The sequence below is a fragment of the Nocardia sp. NPDC058633 genome, assembly GCF_042717045.1.
GTDB lineage: Bacteria > Actinomycetota > Actinomycetes > Mycobacteriales > Mycobacteriaceae > Nocardia.
The window spans coordinates 157,897-174,366 of the sequence record NZ_JBHXRA010000002.1 but is presented as its reverse complement, the minus strand read 5'-3'; the positions used below and the strand labels follow the sequence as shown (position 1 = coordinate 174,366).

General features: G+C 69.4%; 14 protein-coding genes. 8 read left to right on the top strand and 6 right to left on the bottom strand.

Going from position 1 to position 16,470, the window contains the following annotated elements; all coding sequences use genetic code 11:
* Nucleotides 1–18 precede the first annotated feature (18 nt).
* Nucleotides 19–1,080 (top strand): NAD-dependent epimerase/dehydratase family protein, encoded by a 1,062-nt coding sequence (locus ACFWUR_RS02940; protein WP_378900969.1) that lies wholly within the window; start codon nucleotides 19–21, stop codon nucleotides 1,078–1,080.
* 5 nt (nucleotides 1,081–1,085) lie between these two features.
* Here ACFWUR_RS02940 and ACFWUR_RS02935 read toward each other — a convergent pair whose 3' ends face one another.
* The 6 genes from ACFWUR_RS02935 to ACFWUR_RS02910 form a co-directional block, all read right to left on the bottom strand.
* Nucleotides 1,086–2,615 (bottom strand): polyamine aminopropyltransferase, encoded by a 1,530-nt coding sequence (locus tag ACFWUR_RS02935; RefSeq protein ID WP_378900966.1) that lies wholly within the window; start codon nucleotides 2,613–2,615, stop codon nucleotides 1,086–1,088.
* The gene (locus ACFWUR_RS02930) at nucleotides 2,615–3,040 is read right to left on the bottom strand and encodes a DUF350 domain-containing protein (protein WP_378900963.1); all 426 of its coding nucleotides are present in this window, start codon (nucleotides 3,038–3,040) and stop codon (nucleotides 2,615–2,617) included. The genes ACFWUR_RS02935 and ACFWUR_RS02930 overlap by 1 nt, the downstream gene beginning before the upstream one ends.
* A gap of 41 nt (nucleotides 3,041–3,081) precedes the next feature.
* Nucleotides 3,082–3,522, bottom strand: coding sequence for a DUF4247 domain-containing protein (locus ACFWUR_RS02925; RefSeq protein WP_378900960.1), 441 nt, complete (start codon nucleotides 3,520–3,522; stop codon nucleotides 3,082–3,084).
* Nucleotides 3,523–3,761: 239 nt separating this feature from the next.
* A complete protein-coding gene (locus tag ACFWUR_RS02920) occupies nucleotides 3,762–4,343 on the bottom strand; it encodes a class I SAM-dependent methyltransferase (protein WP_378900957.1) in 582 nt (193 codons plus the stop codon).
* A gap of 68 nt (nucleotides 4,344–4,411) precedes the next feature.
* Nucleotides 4,412–5,026, bottom strand: a complete 615-nt coding sequence (locus ACFWUR_RS02915) for an HAD family hydrolase (RefSeq protein ID WP_378900954.1) — start codon at nucleotides 5,024–5,026, stop codon at nucleotides 4,412–4,414.
* 336 nt (nucleotides 5,027–5,362) lie between these two features.
* A complete protein-coding gene (locus ACFWUR_RS02910; protein ID WP_378900951.1) occupies nucleotides 5,363–6,517 on the bottom strand; it encodes an LLM class flavin-dependent oxidoreductase in 1,155 nt (384 codons plus the stop codon).
* Nucleotides 6,518–6,697: 180 nt separating this feature from the next.
* On the opposite strand from ACFWUR_RS02910, the gene ACFWUR_RS02905 reads away from it, so the two are divergent.
* From ACFWUR_RS02905 to ACFWUR_RS02875, 7 genes are all read left to right on the top strand, one after another.
* Nucleotides 6,698–8,197 (top strand): flavin-containing monooxygenase, encoded by a 1,500-nt coding sequence (locus ACFWUR_RS02905; RefSeq protein ID WP_378900948.1) that lies wholly within the window; start codon nucleotides 6,698–6,700, stop codon nucleotides 8,195–8,197.
* 151 nt (nucleotides 8,198–8,348) lie between these two features.
* The gene (locus ACFWUR_RS02900; protein ID WP_378900945.1) at nucleotides 8,349–9,620 is read left to right on the top strand and encodes a hypothetical protein; all 1,272 of its coding nucleotides are present in this window, start codon (nucleotides 8,349–8,351) and stop codon (nucleotides 9,618–9,620) included.
* Nucleotides 9,611–10,582: a glutamate ABC transporter substrate-binding protein gene (locus ACFWUR_RS02895; protein ID WP_378901548.1), complete on the top strand. Its 972-nt coding sequence runs from the start codon at nucleotides 9,611–9,613 to the stop codon at nucleotides 10,580–10,582. Before ACFWUR_RS02900 ends, ACFWUR_RS02895 begins: the two co-directional genes overlap by 10 nt.
* Nucleotides 10,579–11,751, top strand: coding sequence for a hypothetical protein (locus ACFWUR_RS02890; protein ID WP_378900942.1), 1,173 nt, complete (start codon nucleotides 10,579–10,581; stop codon nucleotides 11,749–11,751). The genes ACFWUR_RS02895 and ACFWUR_RS02890 overlap by 4 nt, the downstream gene beginning before the upstream one ends.
* 170 nt (nucleotides 11,752–11,921) lie before the next feature.
* The gene (locus ACFWUR_RS02885) at nucleotides 11,922–14,177 is read left to right on the top strand and encodes a tetratricopeptide repeat protein (RefSeq protein WP_378900939.1); all 2,256 of its coding nucleotides are present in this window, start codon (nucleotides 11,922–11,924) and stop codon (nucleotides 14,175–14,177) included.
* A complete protein-coding gene (locus ACFWUR_RS02880) occupies nucleotides 14,174–15,184 on the top strand; it encodes a PP2C family protein-serine/threonine phosphatase (protein ID WP_378900936.1) in 1,011 nt (336 codons plus the stop codon). Before ACFWUR_RS02885 ends, ACFWUR_RS02880 begins: the two co-directional genes overlap by 4 nt.
* Nucleotides 15,181–16,470, top strand: coding sequence for a VWA domain-containing protein (locus ACFWUR_RS02875; RefSeq protein WP_378900933.1), 1,290 nt, complete (start codon nucleotides 15,181–15,183; stop codon nucleotides 16,468–16,470). The genes ACFWUR_RS02880 and ACFWUR_RS02875 overlap by 4 nt, the downstream gene beginning before the upstream one ends.

Sequence of the window (16,470 nt, the reverse complement as noted above, 5' to 3'; positions counted from 1 at the left end):
ACGGAATGGATGACCACCATGACCACCCGGGTACTCGTCACCGGCGCGACAGGTTTCGTCGCAGGCCACTGCATCGCCGAACTCCTCGACCACGGCTACGTCGTCCGCGCCACCGTGCGCGACCTCGCCGCCCACGCCAAGCGCGCCCACCTCACCGACCTCGCTCGCCGCACCGGTGGCGATCTGGAATTCGTCGCGGCCTCCCTCGACGACGACGCCGGCTGGGCCGAGGCGGTCGCCGACTGCGACACCGTGCTGCACGTGGCGTCCCCGTTCCCCGCGACCCCGCCCGACGACGAGCGTGAGCTCATCGAACCCGCCGTCGAGGGCACGCTGCGAGTGCTGCGCGCCGCCGCGGCCGCCGGCGTCCGCCGCGTGGTGCTGACCTCCTCGGTCGCCGCCGTCGCCTACGGCCACGAGGTGGACGCCGTGCGGACCGAGGACGACTGGTCGGTGGTCGACCGCATCCCCGCCTACCAGAAGAGCAAGACCCTCGCCGAACGGGCGGCCTGGGAATTCGCAGAATCCACCTCCGCCACCACCGAACTCGTGGTGCTGAACCCCGGCATGATCCTTGGCCCGCTGCTCGAGGCCCGCACCAGCACCTCCCACGAACCGGTCCGCCGCCTGCTGGCCCGCGATGTGCCCGGTTCCGTCAAGACCGGCTGGACTCCCGTCGACGTACGCGATCTCGCTGTCGCGCACCGCTTGGCGATGGAGGTCCCCGAGGCGGCGGGCAACCGATACATCTGCGCGACCGACCCGCTGTGGATGGGGGATATGGCCGATCTGCTCGCCCGCGACTTCGCCGCCGAGGGCTTCCGCGTCCCCACCCGTGTCCTGCCGAACTGGTTGGTCCGCCTCGTCGCGATCTTCGACAAGGGTGTCCGCTTGACCGTGCCGGTCCTCGGCCGCACCGAACACGTCAGTGCAGACAAGGCCCACCGCGAACTGGGCTGGACCATGCGCCCGATCGAGGACACCATCCGCGACACGGCCGACAGCTTGATCGCCTTCGGCATCGTCACCGCCCCCGACCGGTCGGTGACGTCATCGCGCGCCGCGGTCCGAACACGGTGAGCGGGTCAACGCCATTCTCGGCGTTGCAGCTCCAGAATCACCGGCCGCATCAGGGTCGAGACCTCAGGGTCGACCGCCCGACGGTCCGGGGGGAAGACGGTGGCCGCGGTGAGAGTGCTGTCGTCCAGGGAACGCAGGGGGCCGGGACTGCGTAGGGAGGGGGTGGGGGTCGCGGTGGCCGAAGCCAGCACGAATCCCCAGTCGCCGAAGCTCGGCACGTCCACGTGGTACGGAGTGGTGTGCAGACCCGCGGAACGCACAGTGGCGTCGATGGTCCAGAAGGAGCGCGGGGCGAAGAAGGGCGAGCCGGACTGGACGACCATGCGGGCGCCGGGCGCCAACACGTTGGCGGTCATCGCGTAGAACTCTTGCGAATACAGCTTCGCGATCGAGGTCTGGTCGGGGTCGGGCAGGTCGACGATCACCGCGTCGAAAAGGCCTGGTGCGCTGCGCAACCAGGTGAACGCGTCGGCGTTGACGACGGTGACCCGTGGGTCGTCGAAGGCGTGCTGGTTGAGGTCGGTCAGCCGGTCGTCGGTCCGGGCGAGGTCGATCATCGCCGGGTCGAGCTCGACCAGTGTCACCTCGGCGATGTCGGGATAGCGCAGGATCTCGCGCAGCGCGAGGCCGTCGCCGCCGCCGAGTACCAGCACCGAACGGTGTGGGCCTGCCAGCACCGGATGCACCAGCGCCTCGTGATAGCGGTATTCGTCGACCGAGGAGAACTGCAGTCCGCCGTTGAGATACAGCCGGGTATCGGTGGTGGCGAACGGGGACAACGATTCGGTGAGCACGATCCGCTGATAGGGCGTGCGCGTCTGCCACACGATCGGGTGCGCGAACAGGGCCTGCTGCGCGGTCGCCTCGAAACGGTCGGCGTAGAGGTAGCTGCCGGTGAGACCGCAGGCGACCGCGACGGTGGCGGCGATCAGCGTGTGGCGGGCGCCGCGCGTCATCCTGTCGCGAAAGAAGAAGAACGCCAAGGCGAGCCCCGCGATCGCGTTCACGACCCCGACCACCAGAGTGCCGCGGATCTGCCCGAATACCGGCAGCAGCAGGAACGGAAAGGCCAATCCGCCCAGCAACGCACCCACATAGTCGGCCGCGAACAGGTCGGCGACCGCGCTGCCGGCCTCCTGCTCACGGATGTCCTGCAGCAATTCCATCAGCAGCGGAATCTCCGCGCCGACCAGCATGCCGATCACCGCCGCGGCCAGCACCAGCGTGCCCGTATAGATGTTGAGCCACGCGTAGCTGGCGTACAGGGCAGCCACCGAGAGCCCACCCACGACAGCCAGCGCCAATTCCACCGCCACGAAAGCGGCAGCGGCATGGGACCGCAACGGTTTCGCCACCAGCGCGCCGATACCCATCGAACACACCATCACGCTCAACGTGATCGACGCCTGAGCGGCGGTGTCGCCGATCAGATAGCTCCCGAGAGTGACCAGTGACAGCTCGTACACCAAACCACAAGCCGCGCACACGAACACCGTCGTGAGCAGCGCCGCCCTGGCCAGGCGGTGTCGTGGCATCAGGTGAGGCCCGCGGCCACCACCAGCGCGACCGCGACGTGCGCCGACGCTGTGACCCACACCGCCGGATGCGGTTCCGCCTCGGCGACGACGGCCCGGAAGTCACCGGGGGTGAGCGCGTCGAGCAGCACGAAGGCCACCGCCATCGCGGCCAGCCCGATCACGCCGTAGATCGCGCTGGACAGCAGTGCCTGCGCGATCTTGCCTTCCGAGGTCCAGATGGCCGCGGCCACGATGATCCCGACCCCGAACAGGTTCGAGGCGAGCAGGATCGCGGCATTGCGGTTGCGTTCGATCCAGATCTGCGCGCGCAGGTCGCCGGGGGTGAGCAGGTCGACGACGCCGAAACCGACGGCCAGCAATACAATTCCCACCGCGGAATAGGCGAGCGCGGCGCCCGCGTCCGCCGCCAGGTCGGCGAGCATGAGTGTCCTCCTGTGCTGTGTGGGCGAGATGCCCGAATGAACTACTTGCCGCCGCTGTCGCTGCCGCCGCCGCGGTAGTCGCCCGCCGCCGAACCGCTGGTCCAGCCGTAGCCGCTGATGTGTCCGTGATGGCGACGGTTGCCGTTCGAATAGCTGTCGAGCAGGACCATCGAGCCGCCCGCGTGGGGGGTCACCGCGATGAAATCCTTGGTGGGGAACCGCAGGTAGTGGTTGTCGCCGGTGTTGCGACGGTCTTTGGGGTCGGTCGCCTTCGCGATCGCCGCGGCGACGACCGCCGGTGCCCCGGCCGCGAGGTAGGCGACGCCGTCGTTCGGCTGATCGAGTTGTTTCGCCCGCTGGTAGTTCTCGGAGACGAACTCCCGCGGATCGTCGTCGCGCGTGACAGCGACACCGACGAGCACGGTCACGATCGCCGCAACCACCGCGACCACGCCCGCGATGATCCATTTGGTGCGATTCATCGACCCGACCCCCCGAACCCGCTGCGCCACACAACTGTCCGTGATGCGTTGATGTCTGTCCCTCCCCATCGAAAAATCCTGCCGGACTTTATCACCCGAGCAGACGAACACCCCGCATCGATCCGGACAAACGGGATCCGCGGAGTCGGGTCGGTGGCCGGCACGAGGCTGCGTCGTCACCCCCGATGTCGGCGGGCGCGATGCTCGTAGCCGCCTACCCCACGGTGCCGAAAAGCAACTCAGCGCGGCCGATGCCAGCGCAGCGTGTACCGCCACATCAGGCGGCGCCGGATCTCGGCGCCCGGCAGGTATTCGCGCGCCGCGGAACGGATTTCGGCCAGGGTTTCCCGTGGATCGTGCAACGTGACATCGGGTCCGCCGAGTGAACGGTGTCGCCAGCGGTCGATACCCCAGATCGCGGGGAGCAGTGGGAGGTAGTGGAAGTCGCTGACCGGGTGCATCTTCCAGAGTCCGACCACCGCGAGGGTGCCGCCGGGGGCGACGAGATGGCGCAGGGCGGTGATGCCGTCCCGCACCGGGACGTGGTGCAGCGTGGCGACGGCGGTGACCACGTCGAAGGTTTGATCGAGGTCGCGGAAGTCGGCGTGCTCGAGGTGGACGTTGGGCGCGGCAGGCGCGTTGGCGATGACCTGGTCGTCGATGTCGACCCCGAGTACCGCATCGCACCGGGTCGCCAGTTTGCGCGCGAGTAGGCCGTCACCGCAGCCGATGTCCAATGCCGTGCGGGCATTGGCGGGCACCTGATCGAGTACCCAGGGGTGGTAGTGCGTGTTGTGGTTCCAGTAGGGGTCGGTCGACATGACCGGTCAACGCGCCGGGTCCCGGATGGGTTCCGGAACTGGGCTGCGTAACAAGCTGATTCGACGAACTACCGCTCGAGCGCCGGATGGGCGGCCAACCACCCGGCGAACTGGGTGAGGTCGTCGAGCACCGCATCGGCGCCCGCAGCCCACAAACCCTCGGCGTCGTAGGGTCCGGTCGTGACGCCGACGGCCACCACGCCCGCGGCCTTGGCCCCGCGCATGTCACCCGCGTGATCGCCGACGAAGACATGCGCGGCCTCGGCACGGAGTACATCGGCCTTCCCTGTCGACCACAGATCACCGGCGAGACGATCGACGTGCCAGCCGAGGTGATCGACGTGTAGTCGCGCGTGTGGCTCGAACTTGCCGGTGACGACCAGGATTCGCCCACCGCCCGCGCGCACGGCGGCCAAGGCCTCGTCGGCCCCGGGCAGCGCGGCGATGTGGTCGACGACGTCCGGGTACAGCTCGCGATAGCGGGTGACCAGATGGGGGATCAGATCATCGGGCGCGCCCGCCTCACCCAGCAGTGTGGCCAGTGGCGGGCCGAGGTGCTCGGCGAAGCGCGACCCGTCCATCGGAAGGTCGAACTCGCGCGCGAGGGTGTCGATCGCCAGGGCGACGCCCGGACGTGAGTCGATGAGAGTCATGTCCAGGTCGAAGCCGACGGTGAGAGCCACGGCGCCGAGCCTATCGCCGACTGTCTCCAGCTCTGTCGATCGATGCCTGAACCTGCCCCGAACCGCGCTGATTCACGTGGAACCCCGGCTGCACTCGATGCCGAAAACGATGGGGCAGTGCGGCGCAGCGAAGCATGCTGTGCGTCATGGCATTTCGGACCTACCAGTTGGTAATCGGAGAACCTGCAGGTCACGCCGGCATCGAGAGGGGGCGAAAGGTGTTGAGCCATCAGGCCGCTCGGTCGATGGCAGATGACGCAACGGTGCAGCGACTGCCATTCGGCACGGGGGAACTCGCCCTGTGCGGCGACCGGATCGAGGCCGCGCTCCGGCGCATCAGCTACTGGCGGCCGCGGTGAACGGCGCGATCGTGGGTACCGAGACCGGTCGCGACGGATGCGTCCACACACCCTTACGCTCCAGGATCGGCAGTACACCCTCGCCGAACCAGTACGCCTCCTCCAAGTGCGGGTACCCGGACAGGATGAATTGGTCGATCCCGATCGCGGCGTATTCGAGGAGCCGCTCGGCCACCTCGGCGTGCGAGCCGACCAGCGCGGTACCCGCACCGCCGCGCACCAGGCCGACGCCCGCCCAGAGGTTCGGGGCGATCTCGAGTCCGTCGGTGCGACCGTTGTGCAGCCGCGCCATGCGTCGCTGCCCCTCGGAATCGCTGCTGGCCAGATTCGCCTGCACCCGTGCGATCTCGCCGGGGGAGATGCCGTCGAGCAGGCGGTCGGCCTCGGCCCACGCCTGGGCGGCGGTATCGCGGCTGATCACGTGGATGCGCAGGCCGAAGTCGACCGTGCGGCCTTCGATCGCGGCCAGTCCGCGAATCCAGTCCAGCTTCGCGGCGACGGCATCCACGGGCTCACCCCAGGTGAGGTAGGTGTCGGCGTAGCGGGCGGCGATCGGCCCGGCCGGTCCGGACGAGCCACCGAAGAACACCGGCGGAATCGGGTCGGGGCGGGCGCTGAGGATCGCGTCCTTCACCCGCAGATGTTCACCGGTGAAGCTGAACGGCTCGGTCCGTGACCACAGCTCGCGCACGATGTGCAGGAATTCGCCGGTACGCGCGTAGCGCTCGGTCTTGTCGAGGAAGTCGCCGTAGGCCTGCTGCTCGCGCTGCTCGCCGCCGGTGACGACATTGAGCAGCAGCCGCCCGGCCGAATGACGCTGGAAGGTCGCCGCCATCTGCGCGGCCAGGGTGGGGCTGGTCAGGCCGGGGCGTAGCGCGACCAGGAACTTCAGCGTCTCGCTGGTCTGCACCAGCATGGCGGTGGTCAGCCACGCGTCCTCGCACCAGGCGCCGGTCGGGGTGAGCACGCCCTCGAAGCCGTTGTCCTCGGCGGCGGCGGTGAGCTGGTTCAGGTAGCGCAGTGTCGCGGGACGATCACCGGACATGAAGCTGCCGTGTCCGCCCGCGATCAGCTCGCGCGAGTCGCCGTAGGTGGGGAGGAACCAGTGCAACGACAGTCCGTGCTCAGTCATTCCACGATGCTGACCGGTGCGCATGCCCCCGTCACGGCTTCCGCTCAGCGTGCGCGTAACCCCGCGACACGCCACGGCCCCACCACGCCTAACTAGACGTAACTATGCGAAACACGTAACCTCGAAGGACGCTCGGGCGACGGTGCTCGGGTCGGCGACCCTATGAAACGAGTTTCCTCAATGACGCGGCATGTCGACGTACTGATCATCGGCGCTGGCCTGTCCGGAATCGGCACGGCCTGTCACCTCACTCGCGAGCAGACCGGACGCACCTACGCGATCCTGGAGCGCCGCGAGAACATCGGTGGTACCTGGGACCTGTTCAAGTACCCGGGCATCCGCTCCGATTCGGACATGCTCACCTTCGGCTTCGGGTTCCGCCCCTGGATCGGCACCAAGGTGCTCGCCGACGGCGCCAGCATCCGTCAGTACGTCGAGGACACCGCCAAGGAATACGGCGTCACCGACCACATCACCTTCGGCCGCAAGGTCGTCACCGCCGATTTCGACCGCGCGAGCGCCCTGTGGACCCTGCAGGCACTGGTCGAGGCGACCGGTGAGACCGAGACCTGGACCGCCAACTTCGTCGTCGGCGCGAGCGGCTACTACAACTACGACAAGGGCTACCAGCCCGATTTCCCCGGTCAGGACGACTTCAAGGGCCAGATCGTGCACCCCCAGCACTGGCCGGAGGACTTGGACTACACCGGTAAGAAGGTCGTGGTCATCGGTTCGGGCGCCACCGCGATCACGCTGATCCCGTCGATGGCCGACACCGCGGCCCACGTCACCATGCTGCAGCGTTCGCCCACCTGGATCCAGGCACTGCCGTCGGACGACCCGGTCGCCATCGGCTTCAAGAAGTCGCGTGTTCCCGACCAGATCGCCTACAAGATCGGCCGCGCCCGCAACATCGCCCTGCAGCGCGCCAGCTTCCAGCTCTCGCGCACCAACCCCGAGCTGGCCAAGAAGCTGATGCTCGCCCAGGTGCGGCTGCAGCTCGGCAAGAACGTGGACCTGCGCCACTTCACCCCCAGCTACAACCCGTGGGATCAGCGCCTGTGCGTGGTCCCCAACGGCGACCTGTTCAAGGTGCTCAAGAGCGGCAAGGCCGACATCGTCACCGACCGCATCGCGAAGTTCACCGACAAGGGCATCCTGACCGAGTCGGGCCAGGAGCTCGAGGCCGACATCATCGTCACCGCCACCGGACTGAACGTGCAGATGATCGGCGGCATCGCGCTCAGCGTCGACGGCACGCCGGTGAAGTTCAACGAGACCGTCGCCTACAAGAGCGTGCTGTACTCCGACATCCCGAACTTCCTGATGATCATCGGCTACACCAACGCCTCCTGGACCCTGAAGGCCGACCTCGCCGCCGCGTACCTGTGCCGCGTACTCAACATCATGCGCGACCGGGGCTACACCACCTTCGAGGTGCACGCCAACCCCGAGGACATCGCCGACGAGTCGCTCATGGGCGGCGCGCTGACCTCGGGCTACATCCAGCGCGGCAACGCCGCGATGCCCCGCCAGGGTGCGCGGGGTGCCTGGAAGCTGGTCAACAACTACTACCGGGATCGCACGCTGATGCACAAGGCGCCGATCGAAGACGGTGTGCTGCAGTTCAGCAAGACCGGCACCACCGTCAAGCCCGGCGAGAAGGTCGCCGGAGCGTAGCCGAACCAACCCGACAAGGCCCGCCACACCGAACCGTGGCGGGCCTTTTCGCTGCCCCGGATCAACCGGTTTCCTTCACCCGGGCGAACTTTCAGCGGCTCCCGTACTATCGCGATCGAAGACACCGCCCGGGGAGATGAAGGAGGACGGTGTGGGATCTCGCCTACCGGCGACCATCCGTGACGCGGGGACGTGGCTACGGCGATTCGCCGCGACGACGCCGGGGGCGATCGGCGTGGTCCTCCTCGTGACCACGGTGGCCTGTCTGGTCGCCGGACCGACCGCGGGACAACAGCTCGACGCCAAGATCGTGTGCACCGAACAGGTGCTCGATCGGACGGAGCCGCTGGCCTTCGCCGCGCAGAGTCTGTACGTGTCGCTCTCGGCGGCGGACGCGGGCGCGGCGACGGCCTTCCTGTCCGGTGGGATCGAATCACCGCAGGTGCGAGACACTTACGAGCAGGCGCTCGCCGAAGCCGCCGCCGCACTGGCCGAAGCGACCGCCGGTGCCACCGACGCGCAGACCCGGGCCATCGTGGCCCGCATCGCCGCCGACCTGCCGACCTACACGGGCCTGGTCGAGACCGCGCGTGCCAACAATCGCCAGGGTTTCCCGGTCGGGTCGGCCTATCTGCGCCAAGCCTCGGACCTGATGCAGACCTCGCTGCTGCCCAATGCCGAACAGCTCAGCGACGCCCGCTTCGCCGCTGTGCGCGAAGACCAACAGCGCATCGGCGCACTGCCGTGGACGAGCATCCTGGCACTGCTGCTCGTCCTCGCGGTGTGCTCGATCGGCTCGATCGTGTTGCTGCGCCGGACCAACCGGCTGGTGAACACCGGTATGGCCATGGCGGCGCTGGCCGCCGTGGTGGCACTGCTGTGGACCGTGGGCGCCACCCTCACAGCCGCGCAACTGCTCGACAGCGGAAGTTCCGGTGCCGGAGCACGCGTGGAGAACCTGGCCGGGGCTCGCATCCTTGCCCAGCAGGCCCGCACCGACGAAACCCTGGCGCTGATCACCCGCGGTGACATCACCGCCTCGGAGAAGGCCTTCCAATCCCACAGCGACGACTTGCGAGGGCGCCTCACCGCAGCCGGTGGCGGCGACTCCGATGCCGAACGGGCGCTGACCAATTGGAACGCGGGCCACAACGCCCAGCGCACCGCCTATGAAAAGGCCGACTATCGCGGCGCGGTCACCCAGTCGATCGGCACCGGCCCCGACAGCTCGGCGAGCAGCTTCGCGCGCCTCGACGAGGAACTGCGCGAGGACCTCGCCCAGGCTCGCGACGACCTGCGCGACGGTGTCGCCGCCGCGGCGATGTCGTTGACCCTCAGCCCCTTCGGCACGCTGGTGCTGCTCCTGGCCGCGGCCGCCGCGGTGATCTCCGGACTCTGGCCACGACTGAAGGAATTCCTGTGAGGCGCTCCTTGCTGGTCGCGCTCGTCGCGGCCGTCGCACTGGTCGCGGGCTGCGCCGACGCCCCCGAACCGTCGACCATCGCTGCCACGGCGGTCGCGCCGCCGCTGCCCGGCGCCGAAGCGATCGACTCGGCGCCGACCGCGGAGGGCACCGGAACCTGCGATACCGAAGCGACGCTGGCGCCCACGACCCAGCCGAGGCCGGGTGCGATGCCCGCCGGATCGGCGATGGCCGCGATCGTCGCCAACGGCAGACTGCGGGTGGGCGTCGACCAGAACACCTACATGTTCGGGTTCCGCAATCCCTCGACCGGCCGACTCGAAGGTTTCGATATCGACCTCGCCCGGGAGATCGCGCGCGATCTGTTCGGCGACCCGGACAAGATCGAACTGCGCTCCGTCACGGCGGCCGACCGCATCCCGCTGCTGCAGGAGAAGAAGGTCGACATGATCGTGCGCACCTTCTCGGCGACGTGTGAGCGCCGTCGCGAGGTCGACTTCTCCAGCGTGTACTACCGTGCGGCGCAGCGGATCGCGGCCCCACGCGGCGCCGGGATCGCCAACGGTGCCGGGCTCGCCGGCAAGCGGGTGTGCGTGGCGAAGGGCACCACCGCGGCCGCTCCGCTGTTCGGTTTGCCGACGCGGCCCACGGTGCTCGGGGTGACCAACTGGACCGACTGCCTGGTGGCCCTGCAGCAGGGCACTGTCGACGCGATCAGCGGTGACGAGCCGATCCTGGCGGGTCTGGTCGCCCAGGACCACAACCTCGAGGTCGTCGGCGAACCGATCGGGGCCGGGGCGTACGCGGTCGGCGTGCCGCGCGGCAGTGACGAGTTGGTGCGGTTCGTCAACGGCGTACTCGACCGCACCCGCAACGACGGCACCTGGCAGCGGATCTACACCCAGCACCTGTCGACACTCGGCCCCTCCCAAGGTCAGCCGGTGCCCCGGTACGTCGGATGACCTGGCCGGTGCTCGGCGCGCTCGAGATCGATCGTGAACTGGCCGAGCGCACAGCGGAACTGGCGAAGGTGACCACCACGCTGCTGGAACTGGACCGCCACCCCGGCCTGGCGCTGGTCCGCCGGTATCCGCCGACGGGGGAGACCGCGCGCCGCTGGGTGCCGGTGCAGCAGGCGCTGAGCGAACTGTGGGAGGACCTGGGGCGGGTGCGTGCGATCCTCGCCGACGCCGAAACGGTGCGTGCCGGGCGCGGCAGGCTCGACGACCGGTCGCGGGGTCGACTCACCGAACTGTTGCGTGGCCGCCCCCACGAAGTGGCGAGGATTCCGATCCCCTTGGCCCAGCGCGGACTCACCGGGCCGAGCGAGACCGTCGTGACGGTCGGCATCGCCGATTGCCTGGACCGGATGCGCGCCGCGTTCGCCTTCATCGCCCCGTTCGCCGACGAGGTCGCCGCGGTCGACGGGCAGGTGCTCGGCGCGCTCGCCCCGCTGCAACAGCGCGTCGAACGAGCCCGGGGCGCGTTGGAGGCGGCCGGTGACCCCCTGACCGCACTGTTGCGTCGCGCGGGCACCGATCCGCTCGGCTTCGGCCCGGGCGAGATCGACACCGCACTCGCTTCGCTGACAGCGCTGATCGACACCGAATCGGCCCGCCACGCCGAATATCTCGCAGTCGCGGCGGACTTCGCGGGCGCTGTCGCCGCCCTGCGCGCGCGACTGGCCGAACTCGACGAACACCAACGCCGCGCCGACACCACCGCCACCGAGGCCGAGCACAAGGTCGCGACCGGCGAGCTACCCGACGGCGGCGAACCGGCGGCCGGGCTGCGTGCCGAACTCGACGCTGTCGGCGATGCCCCCGACCGTCCGACGGTGCACCGTCTGCTCGCGCTGCGTGCGCGTACCGACCGAGCTGTCGAAAAAGCCACGCGACGCGACGAATTGGCGCGTGGCCTGCTCGATCGGCGCGCCGAACTCCGCGGCAGACTCACGGCCTACCGCGCCAAGGCATCTCGGCTGGGGGTGAGCGAGCACCGTGACGTGCTGGCCGCCGACCGGATCGCGACCGGATTGCTCACCCGCACACCGTGCGATCTGGCCGCTGTCACGCGAGCGGTCGCGGACTATCGTTCGATCATCGGGGAGAAAGCGGGGCGGACGGCATGACGTGTAGTGAACCGGGGTGCGGCGGCAGGATCGAGGACGGCTACTGCGCGCTGTGCGGTACCGCGCCCGTCGCGAGCGCGCCGCCGGTGCGGCAGGCGCGCCCCGCGGGGCACGGTCGGTCGGGGCGAACGACAGCGCAACCGCGCGGTGGGAACCGTTCGGTGTCACCGGTGCCGGTCCCCGGTGCCTGCGGCGAACCCGAGTGCGGCGGCACGGTCGTGGACGGCTACTGCGACACCTGCGGCACCGCTCCGGCCACGATGACGGGTCCGATGCACAGCCCGTCCGCGTCGACGGTCAGCGCGAGCGGGCGCGCCTCGGGGCGTTCGGTCCGGACCCGGTCGGGATCGGCCCGGTCGGCCGCGCGCGGCAGGCTCGGTGCCGGGCTCGTCGAAGTACCGCCGGTTCCGCGCGTCGACCCGGCCACCGCGGTGCTCGCCGACCCCCAGGTGCCCGAATCCGATCGTTTCTGCGGCAAGTGCGACAAGCCCGTCGGCCGCGGCCAATCGGGTACCCCGGGCCGCACCTCCGGGTTCTGCCCGCACTGTGGCACCAGGTATTCGTTCGTGCCCCGATTGCGGGCGGGTGATCTCGTCGGCGGCCAGTACGAGGTGGCGGGGGCGCTGGCCCACGGCGGTCTCGGCTGGATCTATCTGGCCACCGACCGCGCCGTCAACAAGCGCTGGGTGGTGCTCAAGGGCCTCATCGATACCGGCGACACCGACGCGTTGGCCGCCGCGTTGGCCGAACGCCGGTTCCTCGCCGAGGTCGACCACCCCAACATCGTCAAGATCCACAATTTCACCGAACACGCCGACGCTGACGGCGAACCCGTCGGCTACATCGTCATGGCATACGTCGGCGGCACCTCGCTCAAGCAGATCCTGCGCACCCATCGCGCCGAAACACAGCGGTATCTGCCGCCCGCGCAGGCGATCGCCTATGTGCTGGAGATGCTGCCCGCTTTGGGCTATCTGCACGCTCGTGGCTGGGCCTACTGCGATTTCAAACCCGACAATGTGATGCAGACCGAGGAACGCCTCGAACTGATCGACCTCGGTGCGGTCATCTCGATGGACGACCGCACCAGCCCCATCTACGGCACCCTCGGCTACCAGGCACCCGAGATCGCCGACACCGGCCCGACCGTGGCCACCGAGATCTACACCGCGGGCCGCACCCTGGCCGTGTTGATGATGCGAGTGCCCTCCGTCGACGGCCGACTCGGGCCGATACCCGGCCCCGACACCGAACCGCTGCTGGCCGAACACGATTCGTTGTACCGGTTTTTGCGGCGCGCCACCGACCCCGACCCGTCGGCGCGGTTCGCCTCCATGAGCGAAATGGCCGACCAGCTCACCGGGGTCCTGCGTGAGGTACTGGCAACCGGCGACGGCATCCCGCGTCCCGGTATGTCGACCCAGTTCGGTCCCGCTCGCGCTGTGTTCGGAATCGACAGCGCCACACCAGAACCCATCGCGCTCGTCACCGGTCTACCCGCCCCGCTGGTCGACCCCGGTGACAGCGGCGCCGCCCTGCTGGCGACCACCGATGCCGCGACCCCCGCCGAACTCGAGCAGGCACTCACGGTGGGACTGCGCGCGGTGGTCACCGGGTCGAACGAGTCGGTCGAGATCCCGTTGCGACTGGTCCGTGCCGAACTCGAAGCGGGCGAGGCGAGCGCGGCACTGGACCGTCTCGCCGCGTTGGACGCCGAGCTCGATTTCGACTGGCGTCCCGTCTGGTACCGAGCCCAGGCCGCTCTGCTGTCCGGCGAATATGCGGCCGCGGCAGCGGATTTCGAGTCCGTCTACGCGGCCCTGCCCGGTGAGCCCGCTCCCAAGCTCGCCCTGGCCGCCGCACTGGAGCTCGGGGCCGACGCTCACGGCGAGAGCCCGGACACCGGCTCGCTCGAGCTCCGCCGCGCGCTGGCGCTCTACGACATGGTCTGGCGAACCGACCACACCTACCTGTCCGCCGCGTTCGGGGCCGCACGACTGCACCGCACCGCCGGTGACCGCGCGGGCGCGGTAGCGGTCCTCGACCAGGTCGAGCGCACCTCCTCGATGTTCACCGAGGCACGGGTCGCTGCCGTCGAAACCCTGCTGAGGCACCGTGATCCGGCCGACGTCGACGAAGCGCTGCTACGCCTGACCGGCGAGCGCGTGGACCAACTGCGCCTCGACTCGCGCAAACGCACCGCGCAGGTGCGGATGTTCGTCCTCGAGGCGGCACTGAACTGGATCCGGGCGGGACAGCGGCCGAGTACACCAGGCAAGCTGTTGGACGTGGAATTCACCGAGCAGGGCGTGCGGACAGGATTGGAACGATGCTTGCGGACACTGGCGCGCGAGGCCGACGACATGTGGACCCGGTTCGTCCTGGTGGACCAGGCGAACACCGTGCGCCCGAGGACCACCCTGTGACCGCGCCGGGCTGCGCCGACTGCGCGGGATCGGCGCGGGCGGGTCACCGTTTCTGTGAAGGTTGTGGTCGCGAGCTCGGGGTGCGCAAAGTCGCACTGCCCGTGCATGATCCGGTCGCGGTGCCGCAGTGCTCGACGTGCGGCGAACGTCGTTACGACGGCGGCTACTGCGTCAAGTGCGGCAGCCCCAAGCCCATCCCGGACCGCTTCGAGGACGACCTCGGCGCGGTGTATGTGCTCACCGACCGCGGAATCACTCACTCCCGCAACGAGGACGCCGTCGCGGCCGCCGTGCGCGACGGTGACGGCATCCGGGTGATCGTGGTGAGCGACGGCGTCTCCACCTCCCAGGATCCGCAAGCGGCCTCCGGCAACGCCGCGCGCACCGGTGTCGACGCCGCACTGGCCGCCCTCGCCGAGGGGCGCCCCGACTCCGACGCCGCGATGGCGGGCCTGGCGGCGGCGACCGCGGCGGTACGCGGTATGTCACGCACCCCCGAGTACGCGCCGTCGTGCACCTACGTCTCCGCGATCGTGCGCGAGACGAGCCTGGGCACCGACATCACCGTGGCCAATGTCGGGGACAGCAGGGCCTTCTGGCTCGCCGCGGGCGATCCCACCGCCTCACGCCGGCTCAGCGTCGACGATTCGTGGGCCCAAGCCCTCGTCGACGCGGGTGCCCTCGACGAAGCCGCGGCCATGAACGACCCGCGCGCCCACACGCTGCTGCGCTGGCTCGGCGCCGACGGTGGCGAAGCGCCGTGGTCGGCGAACTGCCTGCAGCGCATGCTCGCCACCGAACCGGGCACGCTGCTGCTGTGCAGCGACGGACTGTGGAACTACCTGCCCGAAGCGGTCGCGCTCGCCGGTTTCACCGTCGAGACCTCACCGCAGGCCGCGGCGCGCGCGCTCGCCGACTTCGCCCTCAACAGTGGGGGCAGCGACAACATCACGGTCGCGCTGGCTCCGGTGCCCGCCGCCGCCCCGCAACCACCAGGAGTGTCATGAGTTCTGCTGAGACAAGCGGTATTGCGATTGCCGTCGACCAGAACGAATTCCTCTCCGAAGGCGCGAGCGTGGTGGACGCGGTGCTGACGGTGACCACCGGTCCCGAACTCGCCGCCGTCGCGGCACCACCGCCGCGGCTCGAGATCCTGATCATCGACTGTTCCGGCTCGATGGGCAACAAGCGCAAATTCGAGAACGCGCGCAATGCCACCCGCACCGCCCTGGACGAGATCCCCGACGGGACCGCGTTCGCCATCATCGAGGGCACCGAATCGGCCCGGATGATCTACCCGACCGACAACACCGTGTCCGCGCCCGCCGATCGCGCGCACCGTGGCGCGGCCCGTCGGGCGCTGGATCGGTTGCGTCCCGACGGCGGCACCGCGATGGGGTCGTGGCTGGCGTTGGCCCGCCAGGTCGCCGCCGCGCACCCCGGCGCGCAGGCGCACGCGATCCTGCTCACCGATGGCAAGAACGAACACGAGACGCCGCAGGCGCTCGCGACCGAACTCGACCGTGCCGAAGGGCTTTTCGTCTGCGACTGCCGCGGTGTCGGCGACGACTGGGTCGCCGAGGAATTGCGCAAGATCGCTTCGAAGCTGTCCGGCGACGCGAACATCGTCGCCGATCCGAAGGACTTGGCCGCCGATTTCGCCGCGATGATGCGTTCGTCGGCCGCTCGCGTGATTCCGGAGCTGACCCTGAGGGTATGGACTCCCGTCGGCGCGCGGGTACGGATGGTCAAGCAGGTATCGCCGGTGCTCGAGGATCTGACCGGGCGCCGCACCGACGCCGGCGCGCAGGTGGGGGAGTATCCGCTGTCGTCGTGGGCGGCCGAGGAACGCGAATACCACGTGCAGATCGAGCTGGAACCCGCCGCGCCGGGCCGGGAGAAGCTGGCCGCGCGGTTGAGTGTGCTGGCCGGTGCCGAGGTGCTCGGCCAGGGGCTGGTGCGCGCGGTGTGGACCACCGATTCGACCCTGTCGACCCGCATCAGCACCCGCGTCGCGCACTACACCGGTCAGGTCGAACTGGCTCAGGCCGTCCAGGAAGGGTTGGCGGCCCGCCGCAGCGGTGACGTCACGACCGCGACGGCGAAGCTGCGGCGCGCGGTGGAACTGGCCGCCGCGTCCGGCCACGAGTCCACCGCCAAACTGTTGCGCGGGGTGGTCGAGGTCGAGCACGACGGCACCGTGAAGCTGCGCGGCCAGGTCGCCGCGGCCGACGAACTCGCCCTCGACATCCGCTCGACCAAGACCGCTCGGGTGCGGCCGGAGGGCGGCTGA